This window comes from Burkholderia metallica (assembly GCF_902832845.1).
Classification (GTDB): Bacteria; Pseudomonadota; Gammaproteobacteria; order Burkholderiales; family Burkholderiaceae; genus Burkholderia; species Burkholderia metallica.
This window is the reverse complement of sequence record NZ_CADFDB010000002.1, coordinates 258137-277385: the sequence shown is the minus strand read 5'-3', so window position 1 is coordinate 277385 and position 19249 is coordinate 258137. Positions and strand designations below refer to the sequence as shown.

Annotated in this window: 11 protein-coding genes; 2 read left to right on the top strand and 9 right to left on the bottom strand. The window is 62.7% G+C overall.

The features are described from left to right. Positions 1–1097: 1097 nt before the first annotated feature. The 6 genes from HWX08_RS08590 to HWX08_RS08565 form a co-directional block, all read right to left on the bottom strand. Positions 1098–2444, bottom strand: coding sequence for a hypothetical protein (locus tag HWX08_RS08590; protein WP_174920382.1), 1347 nt, complete (start codon positions 2442–2444; stop codon positions 1098–1100). Next, positions 2441–8755: an AAA domain-containing protein gene (locus HWX08_RS08585; protein ID WP_174920381.1), complete on the bottom strand. Its 6315-nt coding sequence runs from the start codon at positions 8753–8755 to the stop codon at positions 2441–2443. The genes HWX08_RS08590 and HWX08_RS08585 overlap by 4 nt, the downstream gene beginning before the upstream one ends. 17 nt (positions 8756–8772) lie before the next feature. Next, positions 8773–9414, bottom strand: coding sequence for a 4Fe-4S single cluster domain-containing protein (locus HWX08_RS08580; protein WP_174920380.1), 642 nt, complete (start codon positions 9412–9414; stop codon positions 8773–8775). A gap of 3 nt (positions 9415–9417) precedes the next feature. Then, positions 9418–11241: an AAA family ATPase gene (locus tag HWX08_RS08575; RefSeq protein ID WP_174920379.1), complete on the bottom strand. Its 1824-nt coding sequence runs from the start codon at positions 11239–11241 to the stop codon at positions 9418–9420. A 148-nt stretch (positions 11242–11389) separates the two neighbouring features. After that, positions 11390–13564, bottom strand: coding sequence for a DUF4132 domain-containing protein (locus HWX08_RS08570; RefSeq protein ID WP_174920378.1), 2175 nt, complete (start codon positions 13562–13564; stop codon positions 11390–11392). Further along, positions 13557–13706 (bottom strand): hypothetical protein, encoded by a 150-nt coding sequence (locus HWX08_RS08565; protein WP_174920377.1) that lies wholly within the window; start codon positions 13704–13706, stop codon positions 13557–13559. The genes HWX08_RS08570 and HWX08_RS08565 overlap by 8 nt, the downstream gene beginning before the upstream one ends. Before the next feature lie 434 nt (positions 13707–14140). On the opposite strand from HWX08_RS08565, the gene HWX08_RS08560 reads away from it, so the two are divergent. Next, the gene (locus tag HWX08_RS08560; protein ID WP_174920376.1) at positions 14141–15565 is read left to right on the top strand and encodes an aminotransferase-like domain-containing protein; all 1425 of its coding nucleotides are present in this window, start codon (positions 14141–14143) and stop codon (positions 15563–15565) included. 241 nt (positions 15566–15806) lie between these two features. Here the strand turns inward: HWX08_RS08560 and HWX08_RS08555 are convergent, their stop codons facing one another. Together HWX08_RS08555 and HWX08_RS08550 are read right to left on the bottom strand one after the other, a co-directional pair. Further along, positions 15807–16514, bottom strand: a complete 708-nt coding sequence (locus HWX08_RS08555; RefSeq protein ID WP_174920375.1) for a pirin family protein — start codon at positions 16512–16514, stop codon at positions 15807–15809. An 83-nt stretch (positions 16515–16597) separates the two neighbouring features. Beyond that, the gene (locus tag HWX08_RS08550) at positions 16598–17362 is read right to left on the bottom strand and encodes an SDR family NAD(P)-dependent oxidoreductase (RefSeq protein WP_069258393.1); all 765 of its coding nucleotides are present in this window, start codon (positions 17360–17362) and stop codon (positions 16598–16600) included. A 141-nt stretch (positions 17363–17503) separates the two neighbouring features. Between HWX08_RS08550 and HWX08_RS08545 the strand changes: the two genes are divergently transcribed. Continuing rightward, the gene (locus HWX08_RS08545) at positions 17504–18421 is read left to right on the top strand and encodes a LysR family transcriptional regulator (protein WP_174920374.1); all 918 of its coding nucleotides are present in this window, start codon (positions 17504–17506) and stop codon (positions 18419–18421) included. Positions 18422–18732: 311 nt separating this feature from the next. On the opposite strand, the gene HWX08_RS08540 is transcribed toward HWX08_RS08545, so the two are convergent. Continuing rightward, on the bottom strand, positions 18733–19146 hold the full coding sequence (locus HWX08_RS08540; protein WP_174920333.1) for a hypothetical protein: 414 nt from the start codon (positions 19144–19146) through the stop codon (positions 18733–18735). Positions 19147–19249: the final 103 nt, after the last annotated feature.

Genomic DNA, 19249 nt, shown 5'->3' with positions numbered 1-19249 from the left:
CGGAGCCGATTATTCGCAACCGCGACCCGGAATTCACCAAACGGATTGTCCACTATCTGTTTTTCCGGGTGATTTATTAGAGTCGTTGAGTTCGACGGAGGATTGTATTAATCCTCTTCCCAAAGGCTATGGCATAAAATCCTATCATCATCGAGCGATAGGGGGTAAGGGGCGACAAGGGAAATTTGGTCGGCAATGACTTGGTGTGGCTGCACGGATCTGATTGAATCACTCTAATGCAGATGCGGACGGTCACATTATAAAATACCAAAAACGTCATATCGGGGAAGTATATGGCACTGATAGGTAACAGCCTGGTTGGTATAGGTTTGCTTGCATCATTGATCGGTATTGGCGGCTTTGTAGATACACGCAAGGTCGATCGGAGGTTCAAGACTGGCTATAAGAACAACGAGCCGGATTCTAGAAATTTTGCTCGGTCAGGAAAGGTCTTGTTGTGTGGCATCGGTCTATTTTTATTCGGGTTGGTAGTTAACAGCATGTCGGATTCGGACATACAAGCTACCCGAACCGAAGCGACTCACAAGGGCCGGCCAGCGGAAGATCTTTCCTCTGGATATTCATCGGAATCGACAAACGAGAATGTGCGGCCGGAGGTGCATGCATCAGCTCGATCCGCATCCAGCATGCCGAGTTCTGAGCGTCCATCATTCGAAAAATCTGAACAGAACAGCAGCGCGTCGGACGCGTCTGCGGGTCATGCCGTGCAAACGCGAGTTTTCGAGACTAGTTTCAACTGTTCACGGGCATCGCACGATGACGAATCGGCAATCTGTCATGACCCGGGTTTGGCCGCAATGGACCGGAGGTTGGCGCAACTGTATACGGCTGCACTGCAAACCGTCTCGGATCCGGAGTCTCTTCGGCAATCCGAGTCAGACTGGGTCGGTACGCGACATCAGTGTGGCAACGACCTCGATTGTTTGCGTCGCGCATACGGCGAGAGAATCGGCCAGTTCATGGGTTCGCTAGGTTCGAAGCCTTTGCTTCCCGAAGATGGGAAATAGAATCGCGTCGGTACCGAAGCCCCTGGCGCGCGGCATATGCCGCGCCCGGAAGACTTTCCGACGCACGATTTACCTCAGCGTGCGCATGGCTGCTGCGGGGCTGGACGCATGGTCCATCTCGGAAACAACCTTGAGCGGTACCTCGCCAACACCCATTGCACGTTCGATCAGCAAGTCATCACCATGTTGTGCCAGCAACGCCTGCAACCGGCCAAACTCGCCACACCAGAGCGTTTCGACATCTTTATCGCGGGCAACGTCGCGATTCGCGGCGAGAGATACGGCCCGAACCTGCAGGCGACCCGCTTGAGCCTGACCACCGATTTCCACACCATAGTCCGGCAGGGAGGGTTTCTTGACGACGACCCGGCCGTCCTTCGCCCATGCCGTCGTCATACCCTCATGTACTTCATAGCCGAGTCGCGCCAAGCCGCTCAGGATGGCGTTGCGCCGAGCCTCCGCCGCTTGTTGCTGTCGCACTCGAGCTATTAGTTCCTGCCCGGATCGGGTCAGCTCGGCCACGAAGTCAGGCGACGTGGTGATATCGCATTGTCGGGCACGTTCGACAAACATTGCAGTGTCTGCCGTGTCGTAAGCCCGAATCTCCGCCGTTAATTCTTCCAGTGCCGAGATAGCCGTGCGACGTGCGCGAGCCGCGTCGATGGCGCTCGACAGGTCGAGGATCAGGCTGTCGAGCAACAGGCTTCGTCGCGCGTCGCTCGGTTCGTCTTCGAGGGCATCCAGGCGCGACGAGAATCCGGCGACCGCTTGTGGTTCCAGGAATACCCGTGCTTCGCCGATCTGTCGATCGAGACGGTCGATCGACGGATCACGAGACGCAGCCATTTGCGTCGCCGTCCACGTTTGGAAGGTTGCCGTCGTTTCCGTCGGCATGAGGCGATTCGCTAGAGCCCGTTGCGCATCGTTGAGCGTTCGTTCTACCGCAGGCGTCAGAAGAGCGAACCCTTGCGCGAGCAGGGCATCGGCGTTCTTGAGCATGTTTCCCGAGCGCAAGTGATCGAGCTGCTTATGGAGTTCAGCCGGAATCTCGACGCCTTTCGCTTCGAGTGCGTCGAGCAATGTCACCGCGCTGTGCCGTCCTTGCCGCCGGCGCTTCGCTGCCTGCTCGGCCTGCTCGATTGCCGCCTGTTGACGCCGGGCGAGATCCGACTTCAGGAAAGCGATCTCGTCAGGCACTTTCTTTTGCAAGTCCATAAACGCGTCGGCTGCGATCAATGCTCCCAGCGCGTCACGGCGAGCCCGGGTCGCGGCGATCTCCTCATCAAGCAGCTTGCCGATATGTGTGCCTTCGGCAATCCACGTGGCGATGGCCTGGTCAAGACGTTGCAGATGTCCCTCGCAGATGGCGACGATTTCCTCGCGCGTCACGATCCGAACAACTTTCGGGCCACTCATGCCACCACCTCCTGGTTCAGGGCCAGCGCTATGGCTGATTTGAGGCGTGCCTTTTCCGTTTCCGGATCGTGGTACCAGGCCTGCGACGACACGCGATGCAGAGTCGGAATCGCCCGTCCCAGCACGGACGGCCGCCAGATTTCCCGGGCACGCGCATGTTCGAGCAGGGGGTGACGTGGCGCATCGCACTCGATGCCGATCGCATAAAGGCCGGTTTCCGGATTTGCGATCGCAAAATCGAGTCCGAACGCATCGCCTTCCTGGGCGGACACCGGTGATAGGCCGAGGTTCTTCAGATAGGCAAGCACGTCTTCCGCGAATCCGTCGACGGTACCCGCCTGCCGCAACTTTGCATGCGCTCGTTCGCTGCTCATGCGGCCAAGCAACGCACGGCCGGCAGGCAGTTCACCGTTCGACATCGCGCGTGCGTATTCCATATAACCCTGAAGATAGTCGCGCGGAATCGCTGGCTTGCGCTGCGTTGTGAGCATATCGGAGATCTCGCGGATCGGCATCGACGTGATGAGCACGACTTTATGGCGGGCGCGCGTCACGGCCACATTGAGACGTCGCTCGCCGCCGCTCTGCCCAAGCACGCCAAACATGCGTCGGAAGGTTCCCTGACCGTTTCGCCCAAAGGTCGTCGAAAAGACGATGACGTCGCGCTCGTCCCCTTGGACATTCTCGACGTTCTTCACGAATACGGCCATGTCCTCGCCGCGATCGGTTCTGTCGAGCTCCTCACGATAGGCGTCGCGGAACGCCTCATCGTCTTCTGCGCGCTGCTCCAGGCGTTCCAGAATGAGGTCTGCTTGTTTGCGGTTGAACGTGACCACGCCGACGGAAGGGCGGTGCGCGTAGGGTTGTTGCCACAGTTGCGCGAGATAGGCGACCACGCGATCCGCTTCGTCGCTGTTGGTCTGCTGCTCGTAAAGACCATTAACCTGGATGAGTTCGAGGGGCTTGACCTCACGCACCGTGGCATCCGGATGGCGAACAGGCACGCTGAGGTTGTTCTCATAGAACGCTGCGTTCGAATAGCCGATCAACTCTCGATACGACGAACGATAGTGAATCTGCAGCGTCGACACGGGCAGCGCGCTCCGTGCCAGTTGCAGCAGGTCGGGGCAGTCCTTGATTTCGCGTCGGTTCCATGTGTCCTCGAAGCGCTCACGTTCGTCTTCCGTCGCCGCTTCGTCGGGTTGCTCACCGTCGAAGATTTCCGCTTCGTCGCTATCTGCCCGGCTCGAAAAGAACGCCGTCGGCGGCATTTGCTTTTCGTCGCCACTGACAATCGACAAGTTGCCTCGGAACAGCGTGGGGATTGCGTATTCCACCGGCATCTGCGATGCCTCGTCGTAGACGACGGAATCGAACAACCCCGATTTCAGCGGCAGTACGCGGCTGGCAACGTCGGGGTTCATCAGCCAGACCGGCCGCAGCGCCATCAGGCCCAGCCCCGTACCGAGTTCGATGAATTCACGCAGGCGCCGAGAGCGCCGACCGGTCAAACGAGTCACGTCTTCCCAATCACGTGCCGAACCCAGTCTACTGCGGTCGATACCGTTGCGAAGCATCTCGCGGTTCAGGCGACGCATCTCCTCATCGGCAGCCGCGAGCGCATCGATTTTTGCGGCCGTTTCACTTTGGTCGAGCAGCAACTCGGGATTGTCCTGCTCCATGCGCCGTTTCCATCCGAGTCGCGCTTCGCGGTTGATCATGCGCCGCACTGCGTCGTCGAGGTGTTCGGGCGGCAGACGCGTCAGAGCATCTTCGTGGTCGCGCATGATGGCAAATACGTCGAGTGCCTCTGATGAGACATGCCGCGCTCGCGTCCGGAATTGCTGATACGCGGCTAATGTCGGCAATGCATCGCTAATGCGGTTCAACGGTGCCTGATAACTGATGTTGTCGGCAATCGCCTGCCGGCAGGCGGAGACAAGTTCTGTCGAGAGCCACTCGTCGAGCGGCCTCAGCGCACGAAGACTGTGCTGACGTGCGTTGTGTCGCACAAACGCGGTCTCGAAACCGTCGAGCAACTGCTTGACGGGTGCTCGATCTCCAGTCATCACGGCCGAGTCGAACTCGTCGCCGCGTGGCGCGATCGCAAGATGCTGCGCGAGTTCGCGGATTTCCTCGAGCTGCCGCAGGCGGGTCAGGCACGCGTCGGCGAGTCCCGGCCCGCAGGTAGGTTCAACCGTATCGAGATGCAATGCCCGGCTGATCGTGTTCAACGTGTCGCGTAGCGGCCTCCAGGCCTTTTCGAGTCGGGTAGCGGCCAGCAGTTTGCGAAGCGTCTCGTCTGTCGCGGGAGCACCGCAGCCGATGACGAACTTCATCAGGTGACTACGCCGCAGATAAGTGGCCGGGTTGAGGCGACTCAACAGAGACGGTGCGCGAGTCGCCAACGTCGCCTGCGTTTCGAGCTTGCTGAGCTCAGGATCCGGCAGGCGTGCAACGGTATCCGACAACGCGGTGTCGAAGCCGCTGGTGTCGACTGCCAGCAAATCGCGATGCAGGCCGCCGAGTGCTGTGTAATGCCGATGACCTTCAGCATCGGCATGATCTGCCGGTCGAAACAACGGCAACCATTGCGCAAGCCGCTTGCGTTGCGTATCGTCCAGCGCGACGAGGCGGCTAGCGTTGGCATCGAGCCACGCGCGATACGGGGCGGGGTCGTCGACATCGAATCGCGCGGGATGCGCCGCGAGCGTCTCGATTCGCAGGCGCTCCGCCTCGCAAAAATCGGCGAAGAACGCATTGAACGTTTCGAGCGTGGCCGCATCCGTCGCGAAGGACTGCAATTGCACCAGTGGGCTGCCCTCGAACTTCGACGGCAACCAGTAACGGGTGAGCGGTGCGCAGTGTTCTTCGAGCGTGGTCAGTGCCGAAATATCGAGCGTGGCAAGCCGTGCACGCAACTGCGGCACGCTGACAGGCGGAGTGCCGGCTTCGAGCTGGATCAGTTCGCCGAGCAGTGCCCGATAGCTGAGACCGGTCGATTCGTCGACGCGATGCAGTGCTGCATGCTGACGATCAAGTTCGCCCTCGAGGGTCTCGATTCTCGCGGCCATGCGTTCACGCTGGCGAACCAATCCGTGGTCGAATACGGTGCCGCGAAAGATCGCGTCCAGTTGCTCGCGAACTGCCCGGATTGTTGGCTCGCGGTCCTTGTTGACGTCGTTGAGCATGACGATGCGATCGCCCAGGCCTTCCGCGACGAGACGCTTGCGAACGACCTCCAATGCGGCATGCTTCTGACAGACGATCAGCAGGCTGCGACCTTGCCCGATCGCGTCGGCCACCATGTTGACGATTGTCTGGCTCTTGCCGGTACCGGGCGGTCCTTCGACCAGCAGTCCGGGGCCCTGACGCGCCTGCAGGATCGCCGCTTCTTGCGATGGATCGCTTGCTACCGTTAGGAATCTGTTGAGTTCGGTTGTGACTGCTTCGGATGCATCGTAGGCTGATTTGTCCTTGAGCCGCAGCATCGACTCGAGTGCGGTACCGGAAGGCGACAATTGCTTGAGCTGACGCAGATCCTCGCCGATGGCCTGGCCGGCGAAGTCGACGTGAAAGAGCACGCCGGAGCAGGCGATGCGTGTCGTGCCGAGGGGCATGTCGAGGGTCGGCAACGGTAGCGCGCCGAGTTTCCGACTTTCCACGTCGGCCAGCAGGCCGAAAGCATCGACCACGTCGGCCGCTTTCAACGCGGAACGTCCGAGCACCTCGTCGGCTGCGACGCGCCACGCCTTGACGGCCTCGCGTCCCAGCAAGCCCTCGAGCGCCGGATTCAGGCGAACCTCCTCGCGTTCGCCATCAAAAGCCATCGCGACCTGGCCTCGCGTGCCGAGTTCCATCAGCAGTTTGACTGGCCACAACAGGATGGGAGCGATGCGAGGGCGCGTCGTACTGCGATGGTCCTTGTAAAGCAGGAACGGGAAGCCGAGATAGAGGCCGTCGATGCCGGTATCGCGCTTGTAGAGCGAGGTCTGCCGGTACAGCGTGTTCAATCGGCCTTCGAGCGTTCCGCCTGTACCAAACACGGCCGGATCCACCGAGACCGTCTGTACGTTACGCTGGAGCAGATGGTCGAGCAGCGCGGTGCTGGCGAATCGCTCGCCGTTCAGTTCGTGAAGATCGATACGACCCGTGGTTTTGCCGATGGTCATCCGTACCAGCGGACCTCGCAATACGGCAGTGGCAACTTTTTTCTCGAAGAAGTCGAGTATCTGCGATACGTATTGCTGCTTCTGCGGTTCCAGCCACTGCTCGGCAGGCACGGACAGGAGGACGACCACTTCGTGCAGGGGCAGACGACGTTCCAATCGGAACTGCTCCGCCCAGTCGTCGATTGTCTGATTTCCGGTCCGCGCGAACCCGGCGATTCGCTCATCAACGGCGTGGAACAGCTCGACGCGCGGCAACGCAAGCGCGGTCCGGGCAGCCTGACGGTCAAACATCAGAATCTGCTCTCGCTCCGCAATGGCTGCCGCCTGGTTGAGGATCTCGTCGACCGAACGAAACTGCGAAATTGTCGCGCTCAACAGAACGATCAGGTCTTCCTCGCTGAGGACGCGGCGCTCCGACAGCGACAGCAGGCCGTGATGGTCTGAATCGGGCAACAACAGCCGTCGCTCTTCCCATTGCGCGGCCAAATGGGCACGCGACGTGGAAAGCAGTGCGATGCGCACCATGTCCTCGTCAAGTTCGATGCCAAGATGAGCGGCGCGGTGTCGCACTTCATTAGCTCGAGAGCGCAGTCTGGACAGCCAGTTTTCCGTGTCCAGTCGTTCCAGGAATGCCGGAACCGGCCCGGTCACCAAGTCGTAACCCTCGAGCGGGTTTTGCAGCAGCCAACCAGGCGTGACGATCTCGCCGCGCAGGATAAGCGGCATGTCGGGATTCAACAGCTTGAGCGCGATCATCAGACGGCAATCGTCATCAACACCGTCGAGTTGAGCAACCTGACGCAGGCCGGCTAGCGCTTTTGCGCCGGCGCCGGCCTGTTCTGCCCATGTCAGCACAACGCCGCGATGAAGGTGGTCGCGTGCCACTTCCCAATTCTCGCGCTCCGCAGCGGCCAGCGCGAAGACCGCCGGTTTCCGATATTGCCGCGCGCCCAGCGCGATGCTGGCGCCTTCGTCATCGTCGGAATCGACAGTCGCCGCCGACGGAGCATCTTCCGGTTTGCCATCCAGCCAGGCTTTGACTTGAGGCCATTGCCAGCGTTGATGTCGGTCACGTGCCAGCAAGCCTCGCAGCAAGAGGTGAAGTGACGGATCCAGATCGTCCGGCAGAGTGACGCCGTTGGCCAGCACATGAATCAGAAACGCGCGCGGGTTGATGCCCTCGAAACAGCGGCCGTCGGTCAGCTGCTCGAGCAGGATCATGCCGAGGCTCCACCAGTCGGACGCCGCGGCAACACCGCCGGCAATGGCTTCCGGTGCCATATAGCGCGTCGTTTCGAGAGGCGAGACGATATCGAGATCGAATTCGGACAGCCGTGCCGAGCCAAAGCCGCTGATGACGAGGTCCAGCGGTTCGCGGCTGCGAACAAGCAATGTTCCGGGCCGGAGGTCTCGGTGTCGAAGCCCCGCTTCCGAAAACGCCTGCAGGGCTCGGCCCAGTTCATCGACGACATGACGGATCGTCGCGATATCGCGTACGGCCATGCCGAGATCGGCCAGCGTACCACCGCTCATCTCCTCGGCGACTTCGTAAGCACGTTGATCCCAGCGTCCGGTGGCGATGATGTCCGGCACATGCTCGCGCGGCAGGCGGCGAACCACGTCGTAGACCGCCGGGTCCGGTTCTGCGCCCGGTCGATAAAGCGTCAGGATCGCCTGCCTGCCGGTCTCGTCCTGCTGGGCCACGTAGCGTTCGCGCACGCCGTCCGTACTGGAAATCTGACGCAATAGTCTCCAGCCGTCGATCTTCGTTTCTTCGGCGGGTGCCGGCGGCGATGCCTCGGTCGAGCGATCTGCCGAAATCTCGACGTCGCTGCCGAGAGGTGGCACATCAGCGGGCGCGGCCGGATCTGCGCCGCATTCGAGGCACATGAGGTCGCCGTCGTTCATCGGATGGCCGTTCGTGCACGACAATGATGTCGGCACCGCGGATTCGAGTGCGTCTGAAGCCGCTTGCTGGCTGACATTCTCGACAGTGATCACATCTTGGGGGCGCCAGCCGTTTGCCCGGATCGGTACTCCAGATAAGTCCCAGTTGCAAACGGCTTCTCCGACCGTGCCTGCACAGAACCACTCATCGACCGACCGCTCGGTTCGGCAATTCGGGCAAAAACGCATCATGGCTGACATTTCCTGTCTTATCTATTTCGTACCTTATTCGCACTGATCCGGACGTGATGGCCCTGATCGTTCAATAGGTCTCTCAATCGTTGAAAATCGTCTCGGTCCGGTATCCCCGCGAACCAGACGCTACCATCGTCGTCGAACATGACGTCGAGCGCCTTACCGTTTCGTGGCGCGTGTTCGTAGTGTGCAAAACGAGCATGGCCGAGTGCGGTGAGGCAATGCAGCCGTTGATTGTCGCTGCCGCGCAAAGGGCGTGTCTGCGGGGCGTCGATGTCGAACGGATCCGAGATCAGCGCATCGATCAAGCCGTCGGCGCGGGCGAGCGTATCAGCCACCGATTCGATCGGGTGGCCGCTATAGACGAGCACGTCGCCAGCCGATTGCTGCCGTAGGCCACGCAACAGCGCGATCAGCGCGTCTGGCTGATCGAACGGCTCTCCACCCGAGATCGTGATGCCGGTGGATTCAGGCAACCAGGTTTGGACCTGCGACAAGATGGCGCCTACGTCGGTTTCGCCTCCGGCGTTTGCCCATGTATCCATCGAAATGCACCCGGGGCATCGGATCGTGCAACCCTGAAACCAGATGCCGATTCGCTGCCCAGGCCCGAGTGTCGTCACGGGAAAGTGCAGGCGCGAAACGCGAATATCCATGGCCTAGCGCTTTTGCAACTCGAACGAGCCGCAGTCGATGCCCGAAATGACAAACCGATCACCGGCGTTCGCATCCTGATCGAACAGGCCGCGTGCCAGCGGATTAAGCAGGTGCGCTTCGATCTGGTTTCGGATGCCGCGGCCGCCGTTTGACAGATCGCCGAGGCATTTCGCCTGGAGCGCTATCTTGGAACTGGAGTCGAGGTCAACGACGATGCCTTGGGAGGCGACGTCGTCGAGGACGGCATGGACCATCTGCTCGAAAATGTCCGTCGCGACATCCTCGCGGATGAAGTCGAAGACGATGATGTTCTCGCCGATGCGGTTGAGGATTTCTGGCCGGTTCAGGACCAGCTTGAAATGCCGATGGATTTCCCCGAGGACTTTCTTCTGGATTTCCGCAAAGTCGTTTCCTGGGTGGATATTGGCCACGCGCTGACCCGATTCGTCCTGGCGGTAAATGCCGAGGTTCGACGTAAAAACGATCAACGCTTCGGAAAAGTACACGCGATCACCGCGTCCCGACGTCAGCACGCCGTCATCGAGAATTTGTAGAAACTTGTCGAGAATGCGTGGATGCGCCTTTTCGATTTCGTCGAAGAGCACCACGCTGAACGGGCGTTCGCGAATCGCATTCGTCAATTCTCCGCCGACGTCGTAGCCGACGTAGCCGGGTGGAGCGCCGATGAGCCGCTGATCGGCATGCTCCGCACTGAACTCGGACATGTCGAAGCGGATGTAGGCACTTTCGTCGCCGAACAGCAGGCTCGTGATCGTCTTGGCGAGTTCGGTTTTCCCGACGCCGGTCGGGCCGGCGAGGAACGCGACACCGCGGGGCCGGTTTCCTTTCCGCTGAGAACCGACGCCCGTCATCGCTCGTTTGACGAGGTCGAGCATGTGCGTGACTGCATGCGCTTGGCCTTTGACTCGCCGGCGAATGAAGGCGTCGGCGTGACGGATCTTGTCTCGATCGATTTGCTGCCACGGATCCTCGGTGACGCCCACTTTATAACGTCGCACGGCGTCGGCAATTTTATCGAGGGGAACCTGTTCGACGCGGGCGAGCGTGGCGATCGCATTCATGTCGGCCAGCAGCAATCCGTCGCAACCGTCAACGAATGCGGATTCTGCGTCGGAAAGACTGTCCGGTGTAGTGGCCTGGGCGCCCGGTACGCCACGCAGCAATGCGCCGGCCAACGCCCGACGCGCGGCACTGTCGGGTTTCGACACGGGAATATGCCGTATCCGAGGGTTGTCGATCAGCAACCAGTCTGGCAGATCGCCTTCCTTGTCGACGATCCAGATCACGGTATTGAAATACGGACGGCGCAGTTCTCCCCAGGGGCGGGGTGCGGCCATATGCGCCAGCACCAGTGCGCGCGTGAACAGGGTGTGTTCCGTCGGGTTCAGGGTTTCGGCGCGAATCGCCAGTCGAGAAGCAAAATCGACGACGAGGGCAATCGGCGGCCCGGGCAGCGTGGCCAGGCGTTCAAGGCATGCGGTGAGCGCGTCAATGCCGCCCGGCGCCACGCCATCGACCGGTGTCAAGCCAAGACGTCGCAGGGTTGCATCGGCAGGCTCCGTTGGCGGCACCCGGCTGTCGGGTACCGTGAAGCCTGAAATCGGGCTCCAGGCGACCCACTGCGCATAGCCTGACTCCCGCAGATTGTCGCCGAGCGTACTCACCAGCGACTGTGCCGTCACCACTTCGGGAGCAACTTCACATGCCTGCAAATCGCGTACGTTTCCCGAGAGCACGAATTGGCTTTTCAACGGGAGGAAGCGCAGCAGATCCCGTAACCATCTTGGCTTGGTGTAGGCAGGCATGTCGTGACGGCGAGCAAAGTAAGTGAAAGCAAAACGTTACCATAGCCGCCCGACCGGGATATGCAGAACGAATAAGGCTACCGGAAACGATTCGATATATTTTTACGCGCTGAGAAACGGTTATTGGCGGCCATGCTTATTCACGGGCTCAGCCGAGCAACCCCGCGACGACATCGACGATCCGCTGCAACAACGCTTCGTCATAAGGCAGCCACGGCACCGCGTGCAGCGGCGACGGCGGCGGCTCGATCGCGGGTTCGACGGGCTCGCCGTCGCGCATCACGCGCCCGGTCGCGCAATGCACCGACCACGCACCGACACGCACATGCCGTTCGTCGATCGTCATCCGCCCTTGCGCGATCGGCCCCGCGAACACGAGCGACAGCACGTTCCTGCGATGCCGCGCCATCGTACTCAGCGGCAGATCCGACAACCGGTTCAGGCGCTCCCAGCGTTGTGCCTCGCGTTCGCGCCGGCGCGCCGGATCGGCCGTGAGCGCGGCGGCTGCGTCGCGTGTCGCGTCGTCGTCGAGCGCGAACGCGGCGACGCTCACGAGCAGGTCGACCGCGCGCGCCACTTCCGAGAACACGACACGATCGATCTCGCCGATCGGCAGCGGTACCCAGCGGCGATCGTGCCGGCGTTCGAAGTGCAGCCGGCGCGACGTGCCGTGGCTTTCCGAACCCGGATAGAGCCGCGCATCGACGAGAAAGGTCGCGCGCACGTCGCCGAACTCGCGCACGAGCCCGTCGTCGTATGCCCGGATCGACCAGCCTTCGCGCCGCGCGACGCCGATCAGCGGCCGGCTCGACAGCACGTGGCCTTCGAACATCGCGGAATCGCTGGCCGCCGCATCGCCGTCGTCCGGTACGTAGTATTCGCGGAAAGCCTGCCTGACCGGCTGCCGCAGCGTGCGGCCGACGATCGCACGTTGCCACGCGAGGCGCTCGTCCGCGTCGGCCAGCAGCGGGTGCCATAGCCGGATCTCGCTGTCGCCGGCGATGTCGATCGCGTGCCCGGCCGTGTCGCGCAGCACGACCTTGCCTTTCGCGATCTCCGGCATGAACGACCGCGTCGAGCCATCGCGGCCGCGCGCGTGCCAGATCATGCGCGCGGCGAACGCGGCGCCGGCAGGCGCATCGACGAGGCGTTCGCGCCATTCGGCATGGCCGAGCGTCATCGGTTGCCAGAAGCCGGCTTCCATGCACGTGGCGAGCATCGCGAGCTGCTTCTTGTCGGGCTTCGCATCGAGCGTCATGCGCAGCGCGGTGCGCGGCCGCTCGCCGAGCGCGCGTTCGGCCGGCTTCAGGTTGCGCGCGAGCTTCTTCTGCACGCCGGCATGACGCACGATGGCCAGCGCGTCGCGCAACGCGCGCACGCTCTCGGGCGTCGGGATCGTCTCGACCGCATGGCCGAGCGCGATCGCGAGCGATTGAGACGGCGCGGTCTTCGCGGCCGTCGGCGCGACGCACACGCCGGTCAGCAGCGGCCCGATCAGCGGACGCAGCCACGCTTCGTCGCGATAGGCGGCCACGCGAGCGGCGCGCGCGACGACCTGCGCGTCGTCGGTCGTAAACGCGCGATCGGCTTCGTACGGCACGGCGCCGGCATGCAAGGCCGCGACCTGCCGCGCGGCCTCGGTCAGCGCGTCGCGCGCGAAGGCGACGTACGCGGCGTCTTCCGCGAGCGTGACGGCCGGATCGCTGAAGTCGATCCACAGACGCTTCGGCGCGAAATAGCCGTCGTGGGTCGCGGCCAGCGCGAGCAACGCGGCCGGCCCGAGTTCGGGCAGCACGTCGAGTTCGCGCACGCGGAACGGCGAGTCGGCCAGCGCCAGGGCATACGCATCGCGTCGTGCCGAGAAGTCGCGGCGACCGGCGAACCAGTCGAGCGCATAGGCGCCATACGCGGACGCCCCGCGCATCCCTCCTTCCTCCGGTTCGCCCGCGATGCGGGCGAGTTCGGCCTGCAGCGCGGGCGACGGCAGCGCGTCGAGGCAGGGCAGATCCTCCAGCGCGCGTTGCCATCCGCCGGCAGGAATGTCGCGAAACAGTTCGAGCGCCGCGTCGGCGTCGACGAGCGGCACGAGGCCGAGCGCATCGATCTGCCCGCGCAGCCAGCGCGCGAATTCGGCGCGCGCGTCGTCGTACGCGTGGTCGCGCCGCATGAGGTCGTGCTCGACGCGACGCAGCGCCGGCCAGACGGCGCCCAGCGACGATGCGTCGAGCGTCGACAGGTCGGGCGGCGCGCCGGTGAAGCGCGGATGGTCCGCCGTGCCGGTCAGCCGCGCGACGAGCTGCGCGACGAGGTCTCGGTCAGGCATGGGCGGACTCCTTGCCGACGGCGTGCGATGGCCGGGCGCCGGCGCGGCCGGACGCGTCGTTTGCGTACCCGTTTTTCCGTCCCTGCCGGACTGCGCGGCTCGCGCCGACAAGCCCGGCTGCCTGTTCGATCGTGGATTGCATGGTCTGACTCCGGCAATGAAAACCGTGCGGCGGCACAGTATTGCACCCCAATTGACGCAATCGGGCGAATGGCGGCCCGGCGGGCGTTCCGGGCCGATCCGGCCGCGTGGCGCGGCCGCCCGCCCGTTTCATAAGACGTACAGTTCTCCCGCCATGCGCGATTCGCGCCGAACTGTACTCTTGTTCGCGCGATCGATGTGTGTACTCGTCGCCAACTGTTCTGCTCTTAAGATTCCATCATCAAGTGCACAGTGCCGCAGATCCAGTCGTCCCGGACCCCTGTTGGCGCATCTTCAAGAGAGCCAGGCGATGGAAAAGGCAAAACCGGAGGGAAGGATCAGGAATCACGACGGCCCGGTCGGCGGGCGAAACGCGTGCGCGCCGGATGCGCGTGGGATGGCCGTGCGGCCGCGCACACCGGCGGGAGGCACGCGATGAAACTCTATGAAAAACTCGCGGACGACATCGAGCGCCTGATCCGCCAGGGCGTGTACCGGCACGGCGACCGGATTCCGTCGGTGCGGCAGGCGAGCCAGCAGCACCGGATCAGCATCACGACCGTGCTGCATGCGTATCTGCTGCTGGAAAGCCGCGGGCTGCTCGAAAGCCGCCCGCAGTCCGGCTATTTCGTGAACCTGCGTCGCGACGACAGCCATGCACCGGTGCGCGAGCTGCGGCCGTCGAAACCGATCGCGATTTCGTCGTCGGTGGACGTGAGCCGGCTCGTGCTGTCGACGCTGCGCTCGATCGGCACGGACGACGCGGTGCCGCTCGGCTCGCCGTATCCGGACCCGAGCCTGTTCCCGTTCGAGAAGCTGAACCGCTACGCGTATGCGGCCGGCCGCGACAAGTCGCTGTGGGGCGTGACCGACGGGCTGCCGCCCGGCCATCCGCGGCTGATCCGGCAGATCGCGCGGCGCTACCTGGAAAACGGGATGTCGGTGGACCCGAACGAGATCATCGTGACGGTGGGCGCGACGGAGGCGATCAACCTGTGTCTGCAGGCGGTGGCGAAGCCGGGCGACACGATCGCGGTGGAGTCGCCGACGTTCTACGCGATGCTGCACGCGATCGAGCGGATGGGGATGAAGGCGATCGAGGTGGCGACGCATCCGGAATACGGGATCGACGTCGCGGCGCTGGCCACGATCGCGAAATCGCAGCCGATCGCCGCGTGCATGGTGATGCCGAACTTCCAGAACCCGCTCGGCTTCCAGATGCCGGATGCGCGCAAGCGCGAGCTGGTGGAATTCGCGACGAACGCGGGCATGCCGCTGATCGAGAACGGTGTGTACAACGAACTGTACTTCGGCGACGCACATCCGAGTTCGCTGAAGTCCTATGACCGCAGCGGGATCGTGTTGCATTGCTCGTCGTTCTCGAAGAGCCTGACGGCCGCGTACCGGATCGGCTGGGCGCTGCCGGGCCGTTATCGCGACCAGGTCGAGAAGCTGAAATTCCTGAACACGCTCGCGACGCCGTCGCTGCCGCAGCTCGCGATCGCGGAGTTTCTCGAACGCGACGGCTACGAGCATCACCTGCGGCGGATTCGGAAGGCGTATGCGCAGCAGGCGAACCTGATGCGCGCGATGGTGTCGCGGTTCTTTCCGGAGGGCACGCGCATTTCGAGCCCGGCGGGGGGCTACGTGCTGTGGGTCGAGTTGCCCGCGCAGGTCGACGCGATGCGGCTGTACCAGCTCGCGCTGGAGCAGGGAATCACGATCGGGCCGGGCTACATGTTCTCGATCACGGACAGCTACCGGAACTTCATCCGGCTGAATTACAGCAGCCCGTGGTCGCCGGAGATCGAGCAAGCGGTGATCACGGTCGGCAAGCTGGCCGCGGCTTGCATGCGGTGAAGGGGCGTGCGCGGGGTTTTGCGCTTTTACGACGAAGCCGGCCTGGTGCCGGCTTTTTCTTGGTTCTTCGCGGATTCATGGGGATGTCGCTTGCCGGCCCGTCACGGACATCCGGTCGCGCGGGATCGACGTCGGATCCTCATCGCAAAGCCGCCATTTAAAGCTACCAAACCGAGTCGTGTGCAAAACGTGGAAACCCGTGAAGAATGCCATCGCGCGCGAGCGCAACGGAATAATTTCCCTACCGTAAAAGCTCGACTATCACGACATCGGTGTCGTCTCGCGCTACCAACGTAAGCTGCGATTCGTCGCGTATGGCAACTCCGTCGCGTGGCGCGAGCCGGATTTCCCCGACATCCAGCCGACCATGATCGGCAACCAGATACGCCATGCGTGACGCCGGCAACACGTGATGCACCGTCGTGCCTTCGCGTAACGTCGCGATACGCACGCGCGCGTCCGCGTGAATAGGCAGCGCGCCCGCGCGCACATCGTCGGCATCGCCGCTCGCCAGCGTGACGAAGCGGCCTTCGCGACATCCGCGCGAACAGATACGCGTCGCCCAACGGGACGTGCCGCCCGGCGTGTGCGGATGTAACCAGATCTGGAATAGCCGCGCAGGCACATCTTCTTCGTTACGCTCGGCATGGTGGACCGCGGTGCCCGCACTCATCACCTGCAGGGAATCGGCGACCAGTCGCGCGCGATTGCCCGAGTCGTCTTCATACGTGATCGCGCCCGAGCACACCCATGTCACGATCTCAACGTCGCGGTGAGCATGCAGGTTGAAGCCCGAGCGCGGCGCGAACTCATCGTCGTTCCACACGTAGAGCGCGCCAAGCGGCGCATGGCCGACTCGTCCGCATTCGCCGAAGCGGAAATGCAGTCGCGTATCGAGCCGGTTGCGCCTGACTACGCCAAGCGAAAGGTAAGGACGATGTTCGATCATGATGTGCATTCGCTCAAACGCGCGCATTCGCCGGGCGCTGGTGCGATCGTCGAGGGCGCCGCAACCGCGCGCCCAGGCTGCGCTCAGACCTGCTGCTGGCCGCCATCGACGAATAGCTCGACGCCGTTCACGAAGCTCGCATCGTCAGAGGCCAGGAACAGCGCGGCGCTCGCGATCTCGCCCGGCTCGCCGAGACGCCCCATCGGGATCTGGGCAGCCAGGTAATCGGCGAGACCCTGGCGTTGGGCGGCATCGTCACCGGCGAGGTCGAGCAGGCCGGGCGTGCGCGTCGCGCCCGGGCTGATCGTGTTCACGCGGACGCGGCGGTCCTTCAGATCGAGAATCCAACTGCGTACGAAGGCGCGCACTGCGGCTTTCGATGCCGAATACACGCTGAATGCAGCCGTGCCCGCGCTGCCTGCCGTCGAACCCGTGAGGATCACCGACGCACCCTCGGCGAGCAGCGGCAGCGCCTTTTGTACCGTGAACAGCACGCCCTTCACGTTGCGATCGAAGGTGTCGTCGTAGTGTTCTTCGGTGATGCTGCCAAGCGGCAGCATCGAGCCGCCGCCGGCGTTCGCGAACAGCACGTCGAGATGCCCCTGTTCTTCCTTGATCTGCGCATACAGCGCGTCGAGCTCACTCATCTTCGTGGAATCGCCACGTACGCCCGTCGCGTTGCCGCCTGCTTCGCGGATGCCCTTCACCGCGGCATCGAGTTCGGCCTGACGGCGGCCGGTGAGGTAGACGTGCGCGCCTTCTGCCGCGAAACGCTGTGCGGTCGCGAGGCCGATGCCGCTGGTTGCGCCGGTAACGAGTGCAATCTTGTTGTCGAGCTTGCGTGCCATGGTGTTTCTCCTTTCGGTCGGTAACTGGATGACTGCGTTCGGTGTTGCGTGCTGCGATGTGAGGAGAATATCGACGGCCTTATCTTTTCGAAATAGAATTGATTGAAATCAACCGTTGCAAAAATGAAAAGATGAGGGGAAATGGCGAAGCTGCCTGATTTCGAAGGACTCGCGATGTTCGCGAAGGTCGCCGAGGAAGGATCGTTCGCGGCCGCGGCGCGCGCGATCGGGGTATCGGTGGCCACGGTGTCTCGTGGCGTCGCCCGTCTGGAAGACCGGCTAGGCGCGCGGCTCTTCAACCGCACATCGCGCCAGCTCTCACTCACCGAGTTCGGCCGAACGATCTGCGAGACGGCCGGGGAGATCTACCGTCAGGCCGAAGAAGCAGAAAGCGCCGCGCGCGAGATGTCGGTGCAGCCGCGAGGACTGGTGCGTCTGGCCGTGCCGATGTCGTTCGGGCTGCGCTGGGTCGCGCCCCTGCTGCCCGCGTTCTTTCGCGCGTATCCGGAGGTGTCGATCGACCTGCATCTATCGGACGCGTCGGTCGACCTGGTTGCCGATGGCTTCGACGCCGCACTGCGCATTGCCGCGCTGCCGGATTCGTCGCTGGTGGCGCGACGGCTATGCGCGGTCACACAATTTGTGGTGGCGTCGCCCGCGTACCTGAAGCGCGAAGGACGGCCCGCGCATCCGCGCGAACTGGTGGGCCGGCCGTGTCTCTCATACGCGTACCGCGCACGCAGCGACGTCTGGCGCTTCACGAACGCCTCGGGGGAGGAGGAGCCGGTCATGCCGGCCGGTCCGCTGCGCGTGACCAATTCCGATGCGCTGCTGCCCACGCTGCTTGACGGACTCGCAATTGCCGAGCTGCCCGAATTCATCGCCGCCGAGTATCTGGCCGATGGCCGCCTCGAAGCGATCCTCACCGACTGGTCGCTGACGAAGGGCGGCCTTTACTTCGTCACGCCATCGGCGCGCGCCCGTCCCGCCAAGGTGGCTGCGCTGTCCGATTATTTTGCGGAGCATCTGTCCGAGCCGTCATGGCGATGGCCGAAGTAATACCTTCGACGAGCTGAATGGCTGGCTGCCCGTCCTCAGCTGTTGCGTGAGGTGTTGGACACGGTAGCAGCGGCAGATGCTTCCGAGCATTGCTGCCATCGAAGAATCGAGAAAGCGGACTTCCGGTCATCTACTTTGCGGACGTCCGCCGACGAGCGACGGGCCGTACTGGTTGCTCCCCAGGCTTGACGGGTTTTCCGGTTTTTTTAGTCTTGTGCAAGACCGGGCTCTGGGTAGCATCCTTCGGGCAACTCCGGCAATCGCCTAGACAGCAGTCATTCACCGTTCAGACCGTCCTGTACTGCTCCCGCTCAATTCAAAATGAGCGATTCGCTGACGAAGACGTTATAAGGCGTAATTTCCAGATCCAGATTTTCAGGGACGGGTATGCCGTTCCCGCAATAGTTGATTTCGACATCGGCAAGATGCCCGGACTCGTCGGCAAAGAGCAGAATCTCGATCGATCCCCGACCTTCCGGTTCCCGCCGATCCCGGAAGTCCGCTTCAAACACCATGCGATAAGGTCGCCCACTCGCTGCGACGGCGATGGGAGGCACTTTATCGGGCGCGGCCAACGACAGGCCGAAAGTGTTGCATCCGCATTCACAGAGTCTGACTATCTCTGCATTCGAGAACTGCGCTGCCAGCGCGTCTCGATTTGGAAATGGGCAGTGTTCAAGAATAAACGCAACCCAATAGGCTGCCTGTTTCAGATCGTTCGGCATCTTGCGTCCTGGCATCGCGGCTTGTGGCGTCAACGTCGATTGTCGGCGGTTCAAGCGGCACTGTCGAACGTCACGATGTGGCCGAATCCCGTCCGCTTCCCGA

What these genes read in the sequence shown, in the direction of transcription:
- HWX08_RS08590 (WP_174920382.1), bottom strand. Translation starts at nt 2,444, where the DNA reads ATGAGTGGCCCGAAAGTTGTTCGGATCGTGACGCGCGAGGAAATCGTC.
- HWX08_RS08585 (WP_174920381.1), bottom strand. Translation starts at nt 8,755, where the DNA reads ATGATGCGTTTTTGCCCGAATTGCCGAACCGAGCGGTCGGTCGATGAG.
- HWX08_RS08580 (WP_174920380.1), bottom strand. Translation starts at nt 9,414, where the DNA reads ATGGATATTCGCGTTTCGCGCCTGCACTTTCCCGTGACGACACTCGGG.
- HWX08_RS08575 (WP_174920379.1), bottom strand. Translation starts at nt 11,241, where the DNA reads ATGCCTGCCTACACCAAGCCAAGATGGTTACGGGATCTGCTGCGCTTC.
- HWX08_RS08570 (WP_174920378.1), bottom strand. Translation starts at nt 13,564, where the DNA reads ATGCCTGACCGAGACCTCGTCGCGCAGCTCGTCGCGCGGCTGACCGGC.
- HWX08_RS08565 (WP_174920377.1), bottom strand. Translation starts at nt 13,706, where the DNA reads ATGCAATCCACGATCGAACAGGCAGCCGGGCTTGTCGGCGCGAGCCGC.
- HWX08_RS08560 (WP_174920376.1), top strand. Translation starts at nt 14,141, where the DNA reads ATGAAACTCTATGAAAAACTCGCGGACGACATCGAGCGCCTGATCCGC.
- HWX08_RS08555 (WP_174920375.1), bottom strand. Translation starts at nt 16,514, where the DNA reads ATGATCGAACATCGTCCTTACCTTTCGCTTGGCGTAGTCAGGCGCAAC.
- HWX08_RS08550 (WP_069258393.1), bottom strand. Translation starts at nt 17,362, where the DNA reads ATGGCACGCAAGCTCGACAACAAGATTGCACTCGTTACCGGCGCAACC.
- HWX08_RS08545 (WP_174920374.1), top strand. Translation starts at nt 17,504, where the DNA reads ATGGCGAAGCTGCCTGATTTCGAAGGACTCGCGATGTTCGCGAAGGTC.
- HWX08_RS08540 (WP_174920333.1), bottom strand. Translation starts at nt 19,146, where the DNA reads ATGCCGAACGATCTGAAACAGGCAGCCTATTGGGTTGCGTTTATTCTT.